The sequence below is a fragment of the Williamsia sp. SKLECPSW1 genome, from assembly GCF_054332755.1.
The window spans coordinates 2532513-2548560 of the sequence record NZ_JBTGLI010000001.1 but is presented as its reverse complement, the minus strand read 5'-3'; the positions used below and the strand labels follow the sequence as shown (position 1 = coordinate 2548560).

Here is a 16048-nt window from a genome sequence, read left to right as displayed (position 1 = left end):
TAGCGGGGGGCTCGTACGATGAAGACGTGACCGACTCGATCGGAGAACCCGACGCCGACCAGCCCGCACTGCGTCCGCATCAGCGAGAATCCGGCGCCGTCCCCCCTCCCGAGGACTCCCTCGACCAGGGTGTCGCCTGGCACCACGGCGATCCCCTCGGGGAGCAACGGGCCGCGACGCAGTCGGTCGCCGTCGTCGATCGCTCCCACCGCGGGGTCCTGGAGATCAGCGGCGACGAACGCCTCAGCTGGCTGCACACCATCTCCAGCCAGTTCGTCAGCAACCTGGCCGACCGGACGTCGGCGGAGAACCTCAGCCTGGACGCGAACGGCCGCGTGGAGGACCACTTCGTCCTCACCGACATCGACGCGCTCACCGTCGTCGACACCGAGCCCCACCGGGCACAGACGCTCCTGACGTTCCTGCAGCGCATGGTGTTCTGGGCCAAGGCCGAACCCGTCGACCGTCCCGATCTGCGGGTGTTGACCCTCCTGGGCCCGGACGCCGTCCGCGGACCGGTGGCCGACCTCCTGGAGATCACCGCCGACGCGCCCGTGTACGCCGCAGGTCGGATCCCCGAACTCCACCACGACGACGAGCCGTCGGGATTCTGGCGGATCATGCCGCCCCTCGGCGAGCCCGACGCCGACGGCCACCCGAGCGTCCCCCGCGTCGACGTCCTCGTGCCCGATGCACAGTTCGACCGCTGGTGGGACGCCATCGTCGAGGCAGGCGCCCGGCCGGCGGGCACCTGGGCCTTCGAGGCGCTCCGTGTGGCGGCACTGGTCCCCCGTCTCGGACTCGACACCGACGAGCGCACGATCCCCCACGAGGTCGACTGGATCGGCGGACCCGACGTCTACGGGGCAGTCCATCTGGAGAAGGGGTGCTACCGGGGCCAGGAGACGGTGGCGCGGGTGCACAACCTGGGCAGCCCGCCCCGGCGGCTGGTCCTGCTCCAGGTCGACGGCAGCGCCGACAGCCGTCCCGCCACGGGCGACCCGGTGACCGCAGCCGGCCGCACGGTCGGGCGGGTGGGGACCGTCGTCGACCACTTCGAACTCGGACCCATCGCGTTGGCGCTGCTCAAGCGCTCGATCGACCCCTCCACCCCGCTCGAGGCCGGCGGTGCCGCCGTCTCGATCGACCCCGCGTCGGTCCGCGTCGACGACCGCGTGCGCGCCGGCCGGGCCGCCGTCGAGGGTCTGCGGTCGCGGTGACCGGTCGCATCCTGACGGTCTGCGCGGCCGACCGACCCGTCCACCTCGACCGCATCGGCGACTCCGGCATCGGCAAGACCGAGGTGGTCGGCCCCGTCCGCATCACGGCCGAGGGCGTCCGTGGCGACACCATCGTCGACACAGCGCACCACGGCGGCCGCGACCAGGCGGTCTACGCCTACAGCAACACCGAGGCCCGGCGATGGGCCGACGAACTGGGCCGCTCGCTGCCGCCCGGATGGTTCGGGGAGAACCTCCGGGTCGACGGCCTCGCCGTCACCGATGCGGTCATCGGTGAGCGATGGCACATCGGGGACACCGTGGAACTCGAGGTCACGATCTTCCGCACGCCCTGCAAGACCTTCACCGCGTGGGCCGAGGAGCCCCGGTGGGTCGCCCGATTCCTCGAACGGGGCGACGTGGGCGCGTACCTGCGCGTCCGCACCGAGGGTGACGTCGTCGCGGGCGACGAGGTCCTCGTGGCCGACCGCCCCGACCACGGCATCACGGTGCGGGCCCTCCTCACCGGCGACGTCGACGACTCCGGGCTCGAACTCCTCACCACCGACCCGCGGTACAGCGGCAAGGTCGCCCGGGAGGCGGGCAAGATCCAGCGACGACGCGCCCGGACCTGAGGGCGATCATCGGCCCGGACCGCAGGTCCGATCACCGGCTGTCGGGATCATCACGCGGGTCGTCCGGCGGGTCTTGTCCGGCCTGGTCCGCAGGAGGCCTCAGGCCGCGCTAGACTGTTGCACACGACAAGATTTGTTAACTCAGAGCGGGGCCGCCAATCTTGATTGGCCGCCCCGTCATTGTGCGAGGGGGTCCCCCTATGGGCCGCGGCAGAGCAAAAGCGAAGCAGACGAAGGTCGCTCGGGAGCTGAAATACAGCTCTCCGAACATGGACCTCACCAGCCTTCAGCGGGAGCTGGCCGGCGAACCGGAACGCCCCTCCGACCGTCCGGACCCCGCAGATGCGTGGGCCGACGAGGACGAGTGGCGTCGAGCCTGATCGCCGGGTGACCGTCCCGGTCGGGAGCTGTACCGCACAGTTCTGAGTGCGGCCTCCCGTTCGGGACCATCATCGCTTCGAGAGTCAGAAGCGCGGGTGCTCGCCACTGAGTTCGGCTTCACCCGCGGAGTCACGTCCCTCGTGTGACTTCTTCACGGTTCCCAGCACCCAGCTGTCGATGTGTCGTGCGGTCAGCACGGCGAGTGCGCGATCGGTGTCTTCCGGCGCCACGATGGCGACCATCCCGACACCCATGTTGAACGTGCGCTCCATCTCGAGACGTTCGACGCGGCCGCGCTGCGCGATCATCGCGAAGACGGGCGCCGGCGTCCAGGTGCCCCGGTCGAGTTCGGCCCGCAGGCCGTCGGGGATCACGCGCGCGAGGTTGTCGACGAGACCACCGCCGGTGACGTGGGCGAACGTGCGCACATCGGTCTCGGCGACCAGCGCGAGGCAGTCCTTGGCGTAGATCCGGGTCGGTTCCAGCAGTTCCTCGCCGAGCGTGCGGCCGAACTCCTCGACGTGCCCGCCGAGGTCCATGTGACCCCAGTCCAGCAGGACCTTGCGGGCCAGCGAGTAGCCGTTGGAGTGCAGACCCGACGATCCCATCGCGATCACCACGTCGCCCGGACGCACTCGATCGGGCGAGAGCACCGCATCCGCCTCGACGACACCGACACCGGTGGCCGACAGGTCGTAGTGCGACTGCTCCATCAGGCCCGGGTGCTCGGCGGTCTCGCCGCCCAGCAGTGCACATCCGGCCTCGACGCAGCCGTCGGCGATGCCCTTGACCAGCTCGGCGACCGTCTCCGGGACGACCTTGCCGACGGCGATGTAGTCCTGCAGGAACAGCGGCTCGGCGCCGCAGACGACGAGGTCGTCGACGACCATCGCGACCAGATCGCGTCCGACGGTGTCGTGCTTGTCGATGGCCTGTGCGATCGCGAGCTTCGTGCCGACACCGTCTGTCGAGGACGCCAGCACCGGCTCGCGATAGTTGCCGCGCAGGGCGAAGAGACCCGCGAAGCCACCCAGCCCCCCGAGGACCTCGGGGCGGGAGGCACGCTTCGCATGCGGGCCGAACAGCTGGACGGCGCGGTCTCCGGCATCGATGTCGACCCCGGCCTCGGCGTACGACGCGCCGCGGGTGGACGGTCCGTCGTCGGGCGCGGTCTCCTGGTTCGGCACGCGGGTCACGCTACCGGAGACGGGGCCACCCGACGGGTGGCGGGACCCGGCATGGTCGGTCATCCGTTCGACGCGATCAGGGGCGACGCAGGGCGCTCACGTTGTCGTTGTGGGAGACCAGCGGATCGTCGCCGGCGGTCGAGGACAGCATGGCCTCGAGGACCGCCTTGCCCATCGACGTCTCGGTCGGCAGATCGATGGGGTACTTGCCGTCGAAACACGCTGCGCAGAGCTGATCGGGCTGCTGCTCGGTCGCGGCGATCATCTCGTCGATGCTGATGTATCCGAGCGAGTCGGCACCGATGGCCTGCCGGACGCCCTCGACCATCCCCTGCTCGGACTCCATGCCGTTGGCGATGAGTTCGGCGGGTGAGGCGAAGTCGATCCCGTAGAAGCACGGCCAGCGCACCGGACTCGACGCGATGCGCACGTGGATCTCGGCGGCACCGGCCTCACGCAACATCCGGATGAGGGCTCGCTGGGTGTTCCCGCGGACGATCGAGTCGTCGACGACGACGAGGCGTTTGCCGCGGATCACCTCCCGCAGCGGGTTCAGCTTCAACCGGATGCCGAGCTGGCGGATGGTCTGGGACGGCTGGATGAAGGTGCGTCCGACGTAGGCGTTCTTCATCAGGCCCTGGCCGTAGGGGATCCCGGACTCCTGTGCGTAGCCGGTGGCCGCCGGGGTGCCGGACTCGGGGACCGGGATGACCAGATCGGCGTCGGTGGGGTGCTCGCGGGCCAACCGGCGACCGATCTCGACCCGCGACGAGTGCACCGACCGGCCGTTGATCACGCTGTCGGGCCGGGCGAGATAGACGTACTCGAACACACAGCCCTTGGGGGTGGGCGTGGCGAATCGTGAACTCCGGACGCCGTCGGCGTCGATGGCGAGGAGCTCACCGGGCTCGATCTCGCGGACGTAGGACGCGCCGACGATGTCGAGGGCGGCGGTCTCCGACGCGACGACCCATCCACGGTCGAGGCGGCCGAGACACAGCGGTCGGACGCCGTAGGGATCACGCGCGGCGTAGAGGGTGTGCTCGTCCATGAAGGTGAGACAGAAGGCGCCGTCGAGCGTGGGCAGCAGTTCCATCGCCGCCTGCTCGATGGTGCTGTCGGCCGCTCCGTGCGCGAGCAGGGCGCCGACGACGTCCGAGTCCGACGTGGCGCCGCCGTGGATCCGGGAGGCCATGAGCCCGGCCTCGCGGGCGACCGCCGCGAGATCGGCGGTGTTGACCAGGTTGCCGTTGTGTCCGAGGGCCACCCCGGTGCCCGCCGCCGTGGTCCGGAAGATCGGCTGTGAGTTCTCCCACGTCGTGGAGCCTGTGGTGCTGTAGCGGCAGTGCCCGATGGCGACATGGCCCGGCATGGAGGCCAACGTCTGCTCGTCGAACACCTGCGAGACGAGACCGAGGTCCTTGAAGACCAGGACCTGCGACCCGTCGCCGACGGCGATGCCGGCGGCCTCCTGGCCGCGGTGCTGCAACGCGTACAGGCCGTAGTACGTCAGCTTGGCGACGTCCTCACCTGGGGCCCAGACGCCGAACACGCCGCATTCCTCGCGGGGCTCGTTCTCGCCGCGGTCGTCGAGCGGGGCGTCGGAGGCGGGTTCGGCGAGGAGGTTCGGGCTGTGGACGGACAGCTCGGTCACAGGGCACTCCGATGCGGGTGGGCGACGGTCGGACCTGGCGTCGAGTTTACGGGCCGACGTGCGACAACAGCGAATCAGACGCGCACTCGGCGCGGGAATCAGACGCGTGTGCGGGGCATGGTCAGACGCGGACGAGCGGGAGGTGGTTCGCGACCTCCGGTGCCCTGCTCCCCGACGCCGACACCGTGACCGCGGCGATCTCGTCCACCAGGTCGGTGAGACCGGCCGCGAGCCGCAGCCACGTCCGCGGGTCGGTCTCGACGACGTTCGGTGGCGTCCCCCGGGTGTGGCGCGGGCCCTCGATGCACTGCACGGCGACGAACGGCGGTATCCGCACCTCCACCGAATGCCCCGGGGCGATCTGCGCCAGGGTCCGGGCGGTCGTCCGGACCGCGAGTGCGACTTCCGGACGCGGCGGGGTCTCGTCGGTCTCGCCCCGCACCCAGGGGGCGACGGCGAGCACGGCGGCACGCATCTCGGCAGGGTCGACGGACTTGGTGGCCACGATCCGATCATCCCAGCACGCCCGGTGTCCGTTTCGGTGGCTCGACCCCCCTGCTCGATGACACCATCAGGTGATGGGAGCCGAGGTCAGCAGGCGCGAGTTCACCCGGGAGGACCGACGACGGTTCCGCGAGCAGGTGACGCGCGGGACCGAGGCGATCGCACGGATGCTCGCCGAGGGCGCCTTCGTCGACACCGACGACGCGCCCGCGCCGCTGGTCGGCATGGAGGTCGAGCTGAACCTGGTCGACCGCGCCATGAATCCCGCCATGTCGAACGGCGCTGTCCTGAAGGCGATCTCCGATCCGGACTACCAGACAGAACTGGGCCAGTTCAACATCGAGATCAACGTGGCCCCGCGCCCGTTCGCCGACGACGCGATGCTGTCGCTGGAGAACGCCCTGCGCGCCTCGTTGAACCGCGCCGACGCCCAGGCGGCCACCACCGACAACCGGCTCGCGATGATCGGGATGTTGCCGACCGTGCGACTCGACCACCTCACCCCGGAGTGGATCTCGGCGAACCCGCGCTACGAACTGCTCAACGATCAGATCTTCGCCGCCCGCGGGGAGGACATCGAACTCGACATCGACGGCGTCCCTCTCGGCGACGCGCGCTCGGGCGAACGGCTCACGGCCACCACGGAATCCATCCTCCCCGAGGCCGCCTGCACCTCGGTGCAACTACACCTGCGGGTGGCACCGGAGGACTTCGCCGACCACTGGAACGCCGCGCAGGCGATCGCGGGGATCCAGGTCGCCATCGCGGGCAACTCGCCGTTCTTCGCGGGCAAGGCCCTGTGGCACGAGACCCGCGTCCCGGTGTTCACGCAGGCCACGGACACGCGACCCCTCGAGCTGAAGAACCAGGGGGTGCGCCCCCGGGTGTGGTTCGGCGAGCGGTGGATCACCACGATCTTCGATCTGTTCGAGGAGAACACCCGCTACTTCCCCGCCCTGCTGCCGGTCTGCAGCACCGAGGACCCGCTCGAGGCGCTCGACGCCGGCCGGACGCCCGCCCTGTCGGAACTGAACCTGCACAACGGCACCGTCTACCGCTGGAACCGACCCATCTACGACGTCGTCGACGGCCACGCGCACGTCCGCATCGAGAACCGCGTCCTGCCCGCCGGCCCCACGGTCATCGACACCATGGCCGACACGGCGTTCTTCTACGGTCTGATGCGCGGTCTCGTGGACGCCGATCGCCCGCTGTGGTCGCAGATGTCCTTCGACGCGGCGACGGAGAACCTCACGGCGGGCGCCCGCGACGGCCTCGAGGCGCAGATCTACTGGCCCACGGTCGGATGGATCCGCCCCGACGAGCTCGCCCTGCGCCGGCTCCTCCCCGCCGCCGACCGCGGTCTCGCCGCCTACGGGGTGTCGGAGAAGGCCCGTCGGCGCTACCTCGGCATCATCGAGGGCCGGTGTCAGCGGCGTCGCACCGGATCGGTGTGGCAACGCGAGGCGGTCACGGCGCGCGAACGCGCCGGGGAGTCCCGCGAGGCCGCCCTCACCGGGATGCTGCGCGACTACCTCGAGCGGATGCACGAGGGCCACCCCGTACACACCTGGGACATGTGATGGCACAACCGATCCTGCGCGGCTACTCCAGCGACAACACCGCGGGTCCGAGTCCGGAGGTGCTCGCGGCGCTGGCCGAGGCGTCGACCGGTCTCGCGCTGCCCTACGGCAACGACGACCTCTCCCGGTCCGTGGTCGAGCAGTTCGGCGACGTCTTCGAACGCCCCGTCGACGTCTTCCCCGTCGGTTCCGGGTCCGCGGCGAACGGGATCGCCCTGGCCGCACTGACTCCGCCGTGGGGTGCGATCCTCGCGCATCCGACCTCCCACATCACGACCGACGAGGCCGGTGCACCCGAGTTCTTCACCGCGGGAGCCAAGTTCCTGCACGTCGACGGCGACGACTCGCGGATCGACCCCGACGCCCTCCGTGCCGCGGTGGTCCGACGGCGCGGAGACGTCCACAGCGTGCAGCCGTCGGTCGTCAGCGTCACCCAGGCGACCGAGACCGGCAGCGTCTACACCGTCGACGAGCTGCGCGCACTCGCCGACATCGCCCACGACGCCGGACTGCGCGTCCACATGGACGGTGCCCGCTTCGCCAACGCCGTGGTGGCGCTGGACGTCTCGCCCGCCGAGATGACCTGGCGCCTCGGCGTCGACATCCTGTCGTTCGGCGCGACCAAGAACGGCACGATGACCGCCGACGCGATCGTCTCCTTCGACCCGTCCCTCGCGACCGAACTCGCCTACCGCCACAAGCGCGGTGGGCAGCTCACCGCCAAGATGCGGTTCCAGACCGCCCAGCTCGGGGCCCACCTGCGCGACGACCACTGGCTCACCACCGCCCGCCAGGCGAACGCGATGGCCGAGCGGCTCCGCGAGGGCCTGGGTCAGGTGCCCGGAGTCGACGTGCTCGGCGATCCCGGTGCGAACATCCTGTTCTGCCGGTTCCCCGAGGGTCTCACCACCGCCCTGAAGCAGCAGGGTTACACGTTCTACGCCGACCGGTGGGAACCCGGCGTCGTCCGGCTCGTGACCAGCTTCGCCCATCGTCCGCAGGACATCGACGACCTGCTCGACGCCGTCCGGGCCGCGACCCGTCACTGAGCCGACGACCCCCGCGCGGAGCCGGCAGTCACCTCCGACCCCGCCCGCGCGGCGAGGTGTCCGTCTCGAGGAACATCCGCCTCCACAATCACACGGGAACCACACGAGGCGGCGCCGACCGTCGCATACTCGACGAGCACGTCGACGAGAAGGAGTCACCGATGGCGTTGTCCACCGCGAGCAGGCAGAGCATCAAGGAGTTGACCGTCCGCGGCGTGATCCTGGGCGGTCTCATCACGCTCGTCTTCACCGCGGCCAACGTCTACCTGGGCCTGAAGGTGGGCCTGACCTTCGCGACGTCGATCCCCGCCGCCGTCATCTCGATGAGCGTGCTGCGCTACTTCCACGACCACACCATCGTCGAGAACAACATCGTCCAGACGATCGCGTCGGCCGCCGGCACACTCTCGGCGATCATCTTCGTCCTGCCCGGCCTCATCATGGTCGGTTGGTGGACCGGATTCCCCTACTGGACGACGGTCGCGGTGTGCGCCACGGGCGGGATCCTCGGCGTCATGTACTCGATCCCGTTGCGGCGCGCGCTCGTCACCGGATCGGACCTGCCCTATCCGGAGGGCGTCGCGGGCGCCGAGGTCCTCAAGGTCGGTGACTCCGCGAACGGCGCCGAGGACAACCGGGGCGGCCTGCGCGTGCTCAGCGTCGCGGCGATCGCTGCGGCGGCGTTCTCGCTCGTCGCGTCGCTCAAGGTGCTCAGCAACTCCGTCTCGACCGCGTTCCGCGTCGGCTCCGGCGGGTCGATGTTCGGTGCCAGCCTGTCCCTCGCGCTGATCGGTGTCGGCCACCTCGTCGGGATCACGGTGGGCATCGCGATCTTCATCGGCCTCATCATCTCCTACGGGATCCTCGTGCCCATCCGGACGTGGGGCGATCTGCCTGCGGGAGAGTCGCTCTCCGACGCAGTCTCGTCGGTGTTCTCCTCCGACGTCCGGTTCATCGGCGCCGGCACCATCGCCGTCGCCGCCATCTGGACCCTCCTGCGCATCCTCCGGCCGATCGCGACCGGCATCGTCGGTTCCCTGCGCTCGGCCCGTCTGCGCCGCGGCGGCGAGACCGTCGACATCACCGAGCGCGACATCCCCGTCCAGATCGTCGGCGGGGTCGCGGTCCTCATGCTGATCCCGATCGGCTTCCTGCTCTACGACTTCGTCAGCGGCACACAACTCCAGGGCAAGGCCGGCGGGATCATCGCGGTGAGCCTGGTGTTCGTGTTGGTGCTCGGACTGCTCATCGCCGCCGTGTGCGGGTACATGGCCGGGCTCATCGGCTCGTCGAACAGCCCCATCTCCGGTGTCGGCATCCTCGTGGCGATCGGTGCGGCACTGCTGATCAAGTTCACGTTCGGCAGCGCCGATCCCGGACAGTCGACGGCGCTGGTGGCGTTCACACTCTTCACCGCTGCGGTCGTGTTCGGCGTCGCGACCATCTCCAACGACAACCTGCAGGACCTCAAGACCGGCCAGCTCGTCGGGTCGACGCCGTGGAAACAGCAGGTGGCGTTGATCATCGGCGTGCTGTTCGGGTCGGCGGTGATCCCCCCGATCCTGCAGCTGATGCAGACCGCGTTCGGGTTCGTCGGCGCTCCCGGCGCCGGCGACGACGCGCTGGCGGCACCGCAGGCGTCGTTGATCTCCTCGCTCGTCGACGGCGTGTTCGGCGGCTCGATCGACTGGGCGCTCATCGGCGTCGGTGCGTTGATCGGCCTCGGGATCATCCTCGTCGACGAGGTCCTCGGCAAGACGACGCGTTTCCGTGTCCCGCCGCTCGCCGTCGGGCTCGGCATGTACCTGCCGATCTCGCTCACCGTGATCATCCCGATCGGCGCGCTGCTCGGCTTCTTCTACAACCGGTGGGCCGACGGCCGATCGGATCCGAGCCGCACCAAGCGGATGGGGACCCTGCTCGCGTGCGGACTCATCGTCGGGGAGTCGCTGTTCGGTGTGCTGTTCGCCGGCATCGTCGCGGCCACAGGAGACGACTCGCCGCTGGCGATCGTCGGCGACGGCTTCGCCAACCCGGCCCAGGTCATCGGCGGCATCGTCTTCGTGGTCCTCGTCGGCTGGCTCTACCGGTGGACCTCGCGCACCGCGACGTCGACGGCGCCGTCGAAGGACTCCTCGAGCGCCTGACGTGTCGGCTCTCGCCGACGTCACGATCGTCGGCGAGAGCGGCGGCCGCGCCGCGGGTCTCAGGACCCGGCGACGAGTCCCCGACCGGTGACCAGCGGCAGATCCAGGGCCGTCACGAGACCGGGCCGCGCCGCGACCACCGCCTCGACGGCATTGACCAGTCGCATGGCGGTGGTGATCATGCCGGAGATGTTGTGGTCGCCGTTCTCGCCCTTGTGGACGAAGTCGACGGTCATCATCGGCTCACCGGTGATCTCGACGCGGTAGCAGCCGTCCCCGGTGGTCGGCGTCGGCCAGTCGGGACGCTGCGCCGGATGGGTCCGCGTGATGTGGTCGAGCACAACGCGTTCCACGCCGTCGACGAGCCCGGCCACCTGGAAGCGGACCGCGGCCATCGTGCCCGCGGCGATGTCGACGGAGAGCGTCGAGATGTCCTCCTCGGCGGCGTACTTCTCTACGTGCTCGACGAGCGGTTCCTCGAGCACCAGGTCCAGCCCGGCCGCGATCTGGCGGACCACACTTCCCCACGCCATCGACAGCACTCCCGGTGTGAAGAGCATCGGGGTCTCGTCGACGGGTTTGCCGAAACCGAAGATCTCGCGCATGACGACGGGTTGGTAGTACGTCGAGTAGTCGGCGATCTCGTAGCAGCGCACCTGATCGATCCGTTGCGACAGGCTCGTGAACGACAGCGGCAGGACGTCGTTGGCGAAACCCGGGTCGATGCCGTTCACGTGCAGGCTCGCGTTGCCGTTCACCCCGGCCGCGTGGACACGCTGCACGAGGTCGTCGGGGACGACACCGGTCGGGAACTGCAGCAGCACCGGGCCCGACGACACCACGTTGATGCCGTTCTCGAGGAAGAAGACCAGGTCGTCGATCGCCTCGAAGATGCGGTCGTCGGTCATGGCGGTGTGCACGATCGCGTCGGGCTTCAGCGCGATGAGGGCGTCGCGGTCGTCGGTCGCCTGCACGCCCAGGTCGCGGCCCAGGTCGGCGAGATCGCCGACGTCACGACCCACCTTGGCGGGATCCGAGACCCAGACCCCGACGAGCTCCAGCTCCGGACGGGCGACGATGCCGGCGATCGCGTGCCGCCCCACCGTGCCGGTTGACCATTCGACCACTCGCAGTGTCATCGTCGCCTCTCGTGTTCCCTCGGCCCCGTGCGCCCGAGAGTAGAACACGTTCTAGTTCTGATGGGCCGGTTTCACCCACCCACCCGTCCGTTGGGCGGTAGGAACCGTCCGTTGGGCAGTTGGAACCGTCCGTTGGGCGGTAGGAACCGCTCGTCGCGCCGACCGGCCGCACATCCGCCCACTCGACGTCCGGAAACGCCCACTCGACGTCCGGAAACGCCCAGTCGACGTCCGGAAACGCCCACTCGACGTCTGGAAACGCCCACTCGACGGGTGAGGGTCAGCCGAACAGCGCGGGCAGCGTCGCCTCGTGGGTCTCACGGAGCTCCTGCAGCGACACGGTGAAGTGACCCTGGATCTCGACCGAGTCCATCGCCTGATCGGCGACGCCGAGGCGGTCCCACGGCAGCTGCCGTGCGTCCAGCATCGCGGTGAAACGCGTCTCCTCCGACCGCGGAACCGACACCAGGACGCGACCGGCCGATTCGGAGAACAGGTACACGAACGGGTCGGCACCCTCCGGCAGGACGATCCGGCACCCGGACTCGCCGGCCAGCGCCGCCTCGACGACCGCCTGCGCGAGACCACCCTCGGACAGGTCGTGCGCGGCGGAGATCAGACCGTCCCGCGATGCGGCGGTGAGGATCTCGGCGATGAGGCGCTCGCGGTCGAGGTCGACCGCAGGCGGCACGCCCCCGAGGTGATCGTGGGCGACCTGCGCCCAGATCGACCCGTCGAACTCGTCGCGGGTCTCGCCGAGCAGGATCAGCGTCTCTCCCGGCTCCGCACCGAAGCCGGTGGGGATCCGTCGGTGCACGTCGTCGATCACCCCGAGCACGCCGACCACGGGCGTCGGGAGGATGGCCGTCGACCCGGTCTGGTTGTAGAAGCTGACGTTGCCCCCGGTCACCGGGATGCCCAGGTGCGCACAGCCGTCGGCCAGTCCGCGAACGGCCTGCGAGAACTGCCACATCACCGCGGGATCCTCGGGCGAGCCGAAGTTGAGGCAGTTGGTGACGGCGGTCGGCGCAGCACCGGTGACGGCGACGTTGCGGTACGCCTCTGCCAACGCGAGCTGCGCACCGCGGTAGGGGTCGAGGTAGGTGTACCGGCCGGATGCGTCTGTCGCCAACGCGATCCCACGTCCGGACGACTCGTCGATCCGGATCACACCGGAGTCGGCGTACTCGGCGAGGACGGTGTTGCCGCGGACGTAGCGGTCGTACTGCTCGGTGATGAACTTGCGGCTGCAGAGCGCAGGTGAGGAGATCATGCGCAGCAACGTCTCCCGCAGCTCCGCCGATGTCGACGGACGCGCGAGACCTGCTGTCGTCGAGGCGATCACCTCGTCCTGCCATTCGGGTCGCTCGACAGGCCGCTGGTAGACGGGCCCCTCGTGCGCGACGGTCCGCGGCGGGACGTCGACGACGGTCTCACCGTGCCAGGTGATCTCGAGCCGATCCCCCTCGGTGACCTCACCGATCACGGTCGCAAGCACATCCCACTTGCGACAGACGTCCATGAACGCCTCGACGTTCTCGGGGCTGACGACCGCGCACATGCGCTCCTGCGACTCGCTGGAGAGCACCTCCGCGGGGGTCATGCCGTCGGCGCGCATCGGGACCTTCTCCAGGTCGACGTGCATGCCGCCGTCGCCGGCGGCCGCGAGTTCGGAAGTGGCGCAGGCCAGTCCGGCACCGCCGAGGTCTTGGATGCCGATGACGAGGCCCGCGTGGTACAGCTCGAGGCAGCACTCGATGAGAACCTTCTCGGTGAACGGGTCACCCACCTGTACCGACGGCAGCTTCTTGCGGTTCGGGCCGGATTCAGAAGACTCGTCGAACGTCTCCGAGGCGAGCACCGACACGCCGCCGATTCCGTCGAGTCCGGTGCGGGCGCCGAACAGGATGATCTTGTTGCCCGCGCCCGAGGCGAACGCCAGATGCAGGTCCTCGGTGCGCAGGACCCCCGCACACAGCGCGTTCACCAGTGGGTTGCCGGCGTAGCTGGGGTCGAAGACGGTCTCGCCGCCGACGTTCGGCAGCCCGAGCGAGTTGCCGTAGCCACCCACACCGCGCACCACGCCGTCGACGACGCGTCGGGTGTCGGGGGCGTCGGCCGGACCGAACCGGAGCTGATCCATCACCGCGATCGGCCGTGCGCCCATGGCCATGATGTCGCGGACGATGCCGCCGACGCCGGTGGCAGCGCCCTGGTACGGCTCGACGTAGGACGGGTGGTTGTGCGACTCGACCTTGAAGGTCACCGCCCAGCCGTCGCCGATGTCGACGACGCCGGCGTTCTCCCCGATGCCGGCGAGCATGGACGCCCGCATCTCCTCGGTGGTGGTCTCGCCGAAGTACCGCAGATGCACCTTCGACGACTTGTAACTGCAGTGCTCGGACCACATCACGGAGTACATGGCGAGTTCGGCGTCGGTGGGCCGACGGCCGAGGATGTCGCGGATCCGCGCGTACTCGTCGTCCTTGAGACCGAGCTCGCGGAACGGCTGCGGGGTGTCGGGGGTGTCGGCGGCGGAGGAGACGGTATCGACCTGTGCGCTCACCGCGCCATCGTAGTGGGTGCGGGCCGTCGGGCTCCCGACCGGCCGGTGGGCACCGACGGACGGCCCGACTAGGGTGATCGGCAGCATTCGTAGGTTTGTGCAGCGAGGGGGCGGCGCGTGGGAGACATCCGTCAGGCGCGGCAGTTGTTCGACTTCGGCATCCTGTCGCTCGGGATCCCCGTCGACGGGCAGGAGGCCGCCCGCGAGCCGGGTCAGGCGGCGCTGGCGTTCCAGCGCGCGTCCGAACACGCCCCGGAGATGGCCGACGCCTGGCTCGGCCGGATCGCCTGCGGCGACGATGCCGCGCACAACCTGTTGAACCTCTACCGCACCCGCTCGGCGCTGCACAGCGAGTTGCGGCGGCTCGGTCTGCCCCCGTCGACGCTCGTCGGACGGTTCGCGACCGGCCTCTACATCGACTACCCGATCACCTCGGTCACCGATGTGATCGCGGCCTATGCGGCGTCGCTGGTCACCGGCCTGGACCACGACGGGGCCGAGGAGGCGCTCGACCAGATCCCGGCGCACGAGGCGACGCCGATCGTCACCTACATCCGCGCGATGATGCACTTCACGACGCAACGCTGGCCGGACGTGCTGTCGGTCCTGTCGAGCGCCGCCGCGGGCTGGACCGACGAGTACATGCTCGCCGGGGCCAACGTGATGATCGGGTCGGCCTGCGCGCAGCTGGGCATGTTCACCGAGGCGAACCGACGGCTGGAACAGGCCGAGTCCGGGCCCATCCCGGCGGCGGTGACGGCCGCGATGTTCACCCACGGCCTCGTCCTGCGCGAGGAGGGCCACGAGGACAAGGCACGCGCCCTCTTCGAACAGGTCTACTCCCGTGACCCCGGGTTCACCGCCAACGCCGAGGCGCTGCGCGACCCCCGGTACCGGCTGGTCGTCGTCGACCCGGAACGCATCGCCCGTCGTGAGCGCCGCTGGGACCCGTCGTCGGTGCCCGAGGAGCAGACGGGCATCGAGGCCGCGGCATCCGGCGCCGGCAACGACCGCCTCGCGGAGGCGAAGGCTGAACTCGACGGCCAGGTCGGTCTCGCATCGGTGAAGAACCAGGTCGCGAAGCTGTCGTCGGCGGTCGCGCTGGCGAAGGTCCGCGCCGACAAGGGCCTGGCCAGCAACGCCCGCAGCCTGCACCTGGCGTTCACCGGCCCACCCGGCACGGGCAAGACGACCATCGCCCGCATCATCGCCAAGACCTACTGCGGACTGGGCCTGCTGAAGTCCGACTCCATCGTCGAGGCGAGTCGTCGCGACATGGTCGGCGAGCACCTCGGCAGCACCGCGCCCAAGACGTCAGCCCTCATCGACCGCGCCCTCGACGGGGTGCTGTTCATCGACGAGGCCTACACGCTGATCCAGACCGGTCTGTCCGGCGGCGACGCGTTCGGACGGGAGGCCGTCGACACGCTGCTGGCCCGTATGGAGGACAACCGCGACCGACTCGTCGTCATCATCGCCGGCTACGACGGCGAGATCGACCGGCTGCTCGCCGCGAACGACGGCCTCGCCTCCCGGTTCGCGCGACGCATCCGCTTCGACTCCTACGACCCCGCTGAGCTGGCCGAGATCGCCGAGGTGATCGCGCGATCCCGCGACGCACAGCTCCCGGCGGAGTCGGTGCGCGTCATCCAGGAGGCGTGCATGCCGCTGTGGTCGACGACGGTCACCGACCAGAGCGGCAACCAGGTGCGCCTCATCGACCTCGCCGGCAACGGCCGGTTCATCCGCAACGTGATCGAGTCGGCGGAGGAGGAACGGGAGTTCCGTCTCAGCTCGGGCGAGGTCGACATCACCGACCTCGACGCCGAGGCCCTCATGCGCATCGAACCGGCCGACGTGCAGACCGCGATCGACCAGATCCTCACCTCGATGAACCTGCAGGCCCGGACCCACTGATCCGACTGGCCCGCGAAGCGGGCGTCTGTCCGATATAACCGTCTCAGACGTCGTCCAGGGGTGCGC

General features: G+C 69.8%; 12 protein-coding genes. 7 read left to right on the top strand and 5 right to left on the bottom strand.

The window, feature by feature from the left end; all coding sequences use genetic code 11:
- Window positions 1-38 precede the first annotated feature (38 nt).
- The 3 genes from ygfZ to ACXVUM_RS11905 all read left to right on the top strand — a co-directional run bounded on the left by ygfZ (window position 39) and on the right by ACXVUM_RS11905 (window position 2235).
- Complete coding sequence (gene ygfZ / locus ACXVUM_RS11915; protein ID WP_458522858.1) at window positions 39-1220, top strand: CAF17-like 4Fe-4S cluster assembly/insertion protein YgfZ; 1182 nt, start codon at window positions 39-41, stop codon at window positions 1218-1220.
- Window positions 1217-1855: an MOSC domain-containing protein gene (locus ACXVUM_RS11910; protein WP_458521995.1), complete on the top strand. Its 639-nt coding sequence runs from the start codon at window positions 1217-1219 to the stop codon at window positions 1853-1855. The genes ygfZ and ACXVUM_RS11910 overlap by 4 nt, the downstream gene beginning before the upstream one ends.
- Window positions 1856-2055: 200 nt before the next feature.
- Complete coding sequence (locus tag ACXVUM_RS11905) at window positions 2056-2235, top strand: DUF3073 domain-containing protein (protein WP_253654546.1); 180 nt, start codon at window positions 2056-2058, stop codon at window positions 2233-2235.
- Between the two features lie 84 nt (window positions 2236-2319).
- On the opposite strand, the gene purM is transcribed toward ACXVUM_RS11905, so the two are convergent.
- The 3 genes from purM to ACXVUM_RS11890 form a co-directional block, all read right to left on the bottom strand.
- Window positions 2320-3423, bottom strand: coding sequence for a phosphoribosylformylglycinamidine cyclo-ligase (purM, locus tag ACXVUM_RS11900; RefSeq protein WP_458521994.1), 1104 nt, complete (start codon window positions 3421-3423; stop codon window positions 2320-2322).
- Window positions 3424-3499: 76 nt separating this feature from the next.
- The gene (purF, locus tag ACXVUM_RS11895) at window positions 3500-5077 is read right to left on the bottom strand and encodes an amidophosphoribosyltransferase (RefSeq protein WP_458521993.1); all 1578 of its coding nucleotides are present in this window, start codon (window positions 5075-5077) and stop codon (window positions 3500-3502) included.
- A gap of 121 nt (window positions 5078-5198) precedes the next feature.
- Window positions 5199-5585: a sterol carrier family protein gene (locus tag ACXVUM_RS11890; protein WP_458522857.1), complete on the bottom strand. Its 387-nt coding sequence runs from the start codon at window positions 5583-5585 to the stop codon at window positions 5199-5201.
- Window positions 5586-5655: 70 nt separating this feature from the next.
- Here ACXVUM_RS11890 and ACXVUM_RS11885 point away from each other — a divergent pair, with 70 nt between their 5' ends.
- The 3 genes from ACXVUM_RS11885 to ACXVUM_RS11875 all read left to right on the top strand — a co-directional run bounded on the left by ACXVUM_RS11885 (window position 5656) and on the right by ACXVUM_RS11875 (window position 10360).
- The gene (locus ACXVUM_RS11885; RefSeq protein ID WP_458521992.1) at window positions 5656-7164 is read left to right on the top strand and encodes a glutamate--cysteine ligase; all 1509 of its coding nucleotides are present in this window, start codon (window positions 5656-5658) and stop codon (window positions 7162-7164) included.
- Window positions 7164-8213, top strand: a complete 1050-nt coding sequence (locus tag ACXVUM_RS11880; RefSeq protein WP_458521991.1) for a threonine aldolase family protein — start codon at window positions 7164-7166, stop codon at window positions 8211-8213. The genes ACXVUM_RS11885 and ACXVUM_RS11880 overlap by 1 nt, the downstream gene beginning before the upstream one ends.
- A gap of 161 nt (window positions 8214-8374) precedes the next feature.
- The gene (locus tag ACXVUM_RS11875) at window positions 8375-10360 is read left to right on the top strand and encodes an OPT family oligopeptide transporter (RefSeq protein WP_458521990.1); all 1986 of its coding nucleotides are present in this window, start codon (window positions 8375-8377) and stop codon (window positions 10358-10360) included.
- A gap of 59 nt (window positions 10361-10419) precedes the next feature.
- Here the strand turns inward: ACXVUM_RS11875 and ACXVUM_RS11870 are convergent, their stop codons facing one another.
- A complete protein-coding gene (locus tag ACXVUM_RS11870; protein ID WP_458521989.1) occupies window positions 10420-11499 on the bottom strand; it encodes an NAD(P)H-dependent amine dehydrogenase family protein in 1080 nt (359 codons plus the stop codon).
- A gap of 280 nt (window positions 11500-11779) precedes the next feature.
- On the bottom strand, window positions 11780-14065 hold the full coding sequence (gene purL / locus ACXVUM_RS11865; RefSeq protein WP_458521988.1) for a phosphoribosylformylglycinamidine synthase subunit PurL: 2286 nt from the start codon (window positions 14063-14065) through the stop codon (window positions 11780-11782).
- Between the two features lie 117 nt (window positions 14066-14182).
- On the opposite strand from purL, the gene eccA reads away from it, so the two are divergent.
- Window positions 14183-15982, top strand: coding sequence for a type VII secretion AAA-ATPase EccA (gene eccA / locus ACXVUM_RS11860; protein ID WP_458521987.1), 1800 nt, complete (start codon window positions 14183-14185; stop codon window positions 15980-15982).
- Window positions 15983-16048: the final 66 nt, after the last annotated feature.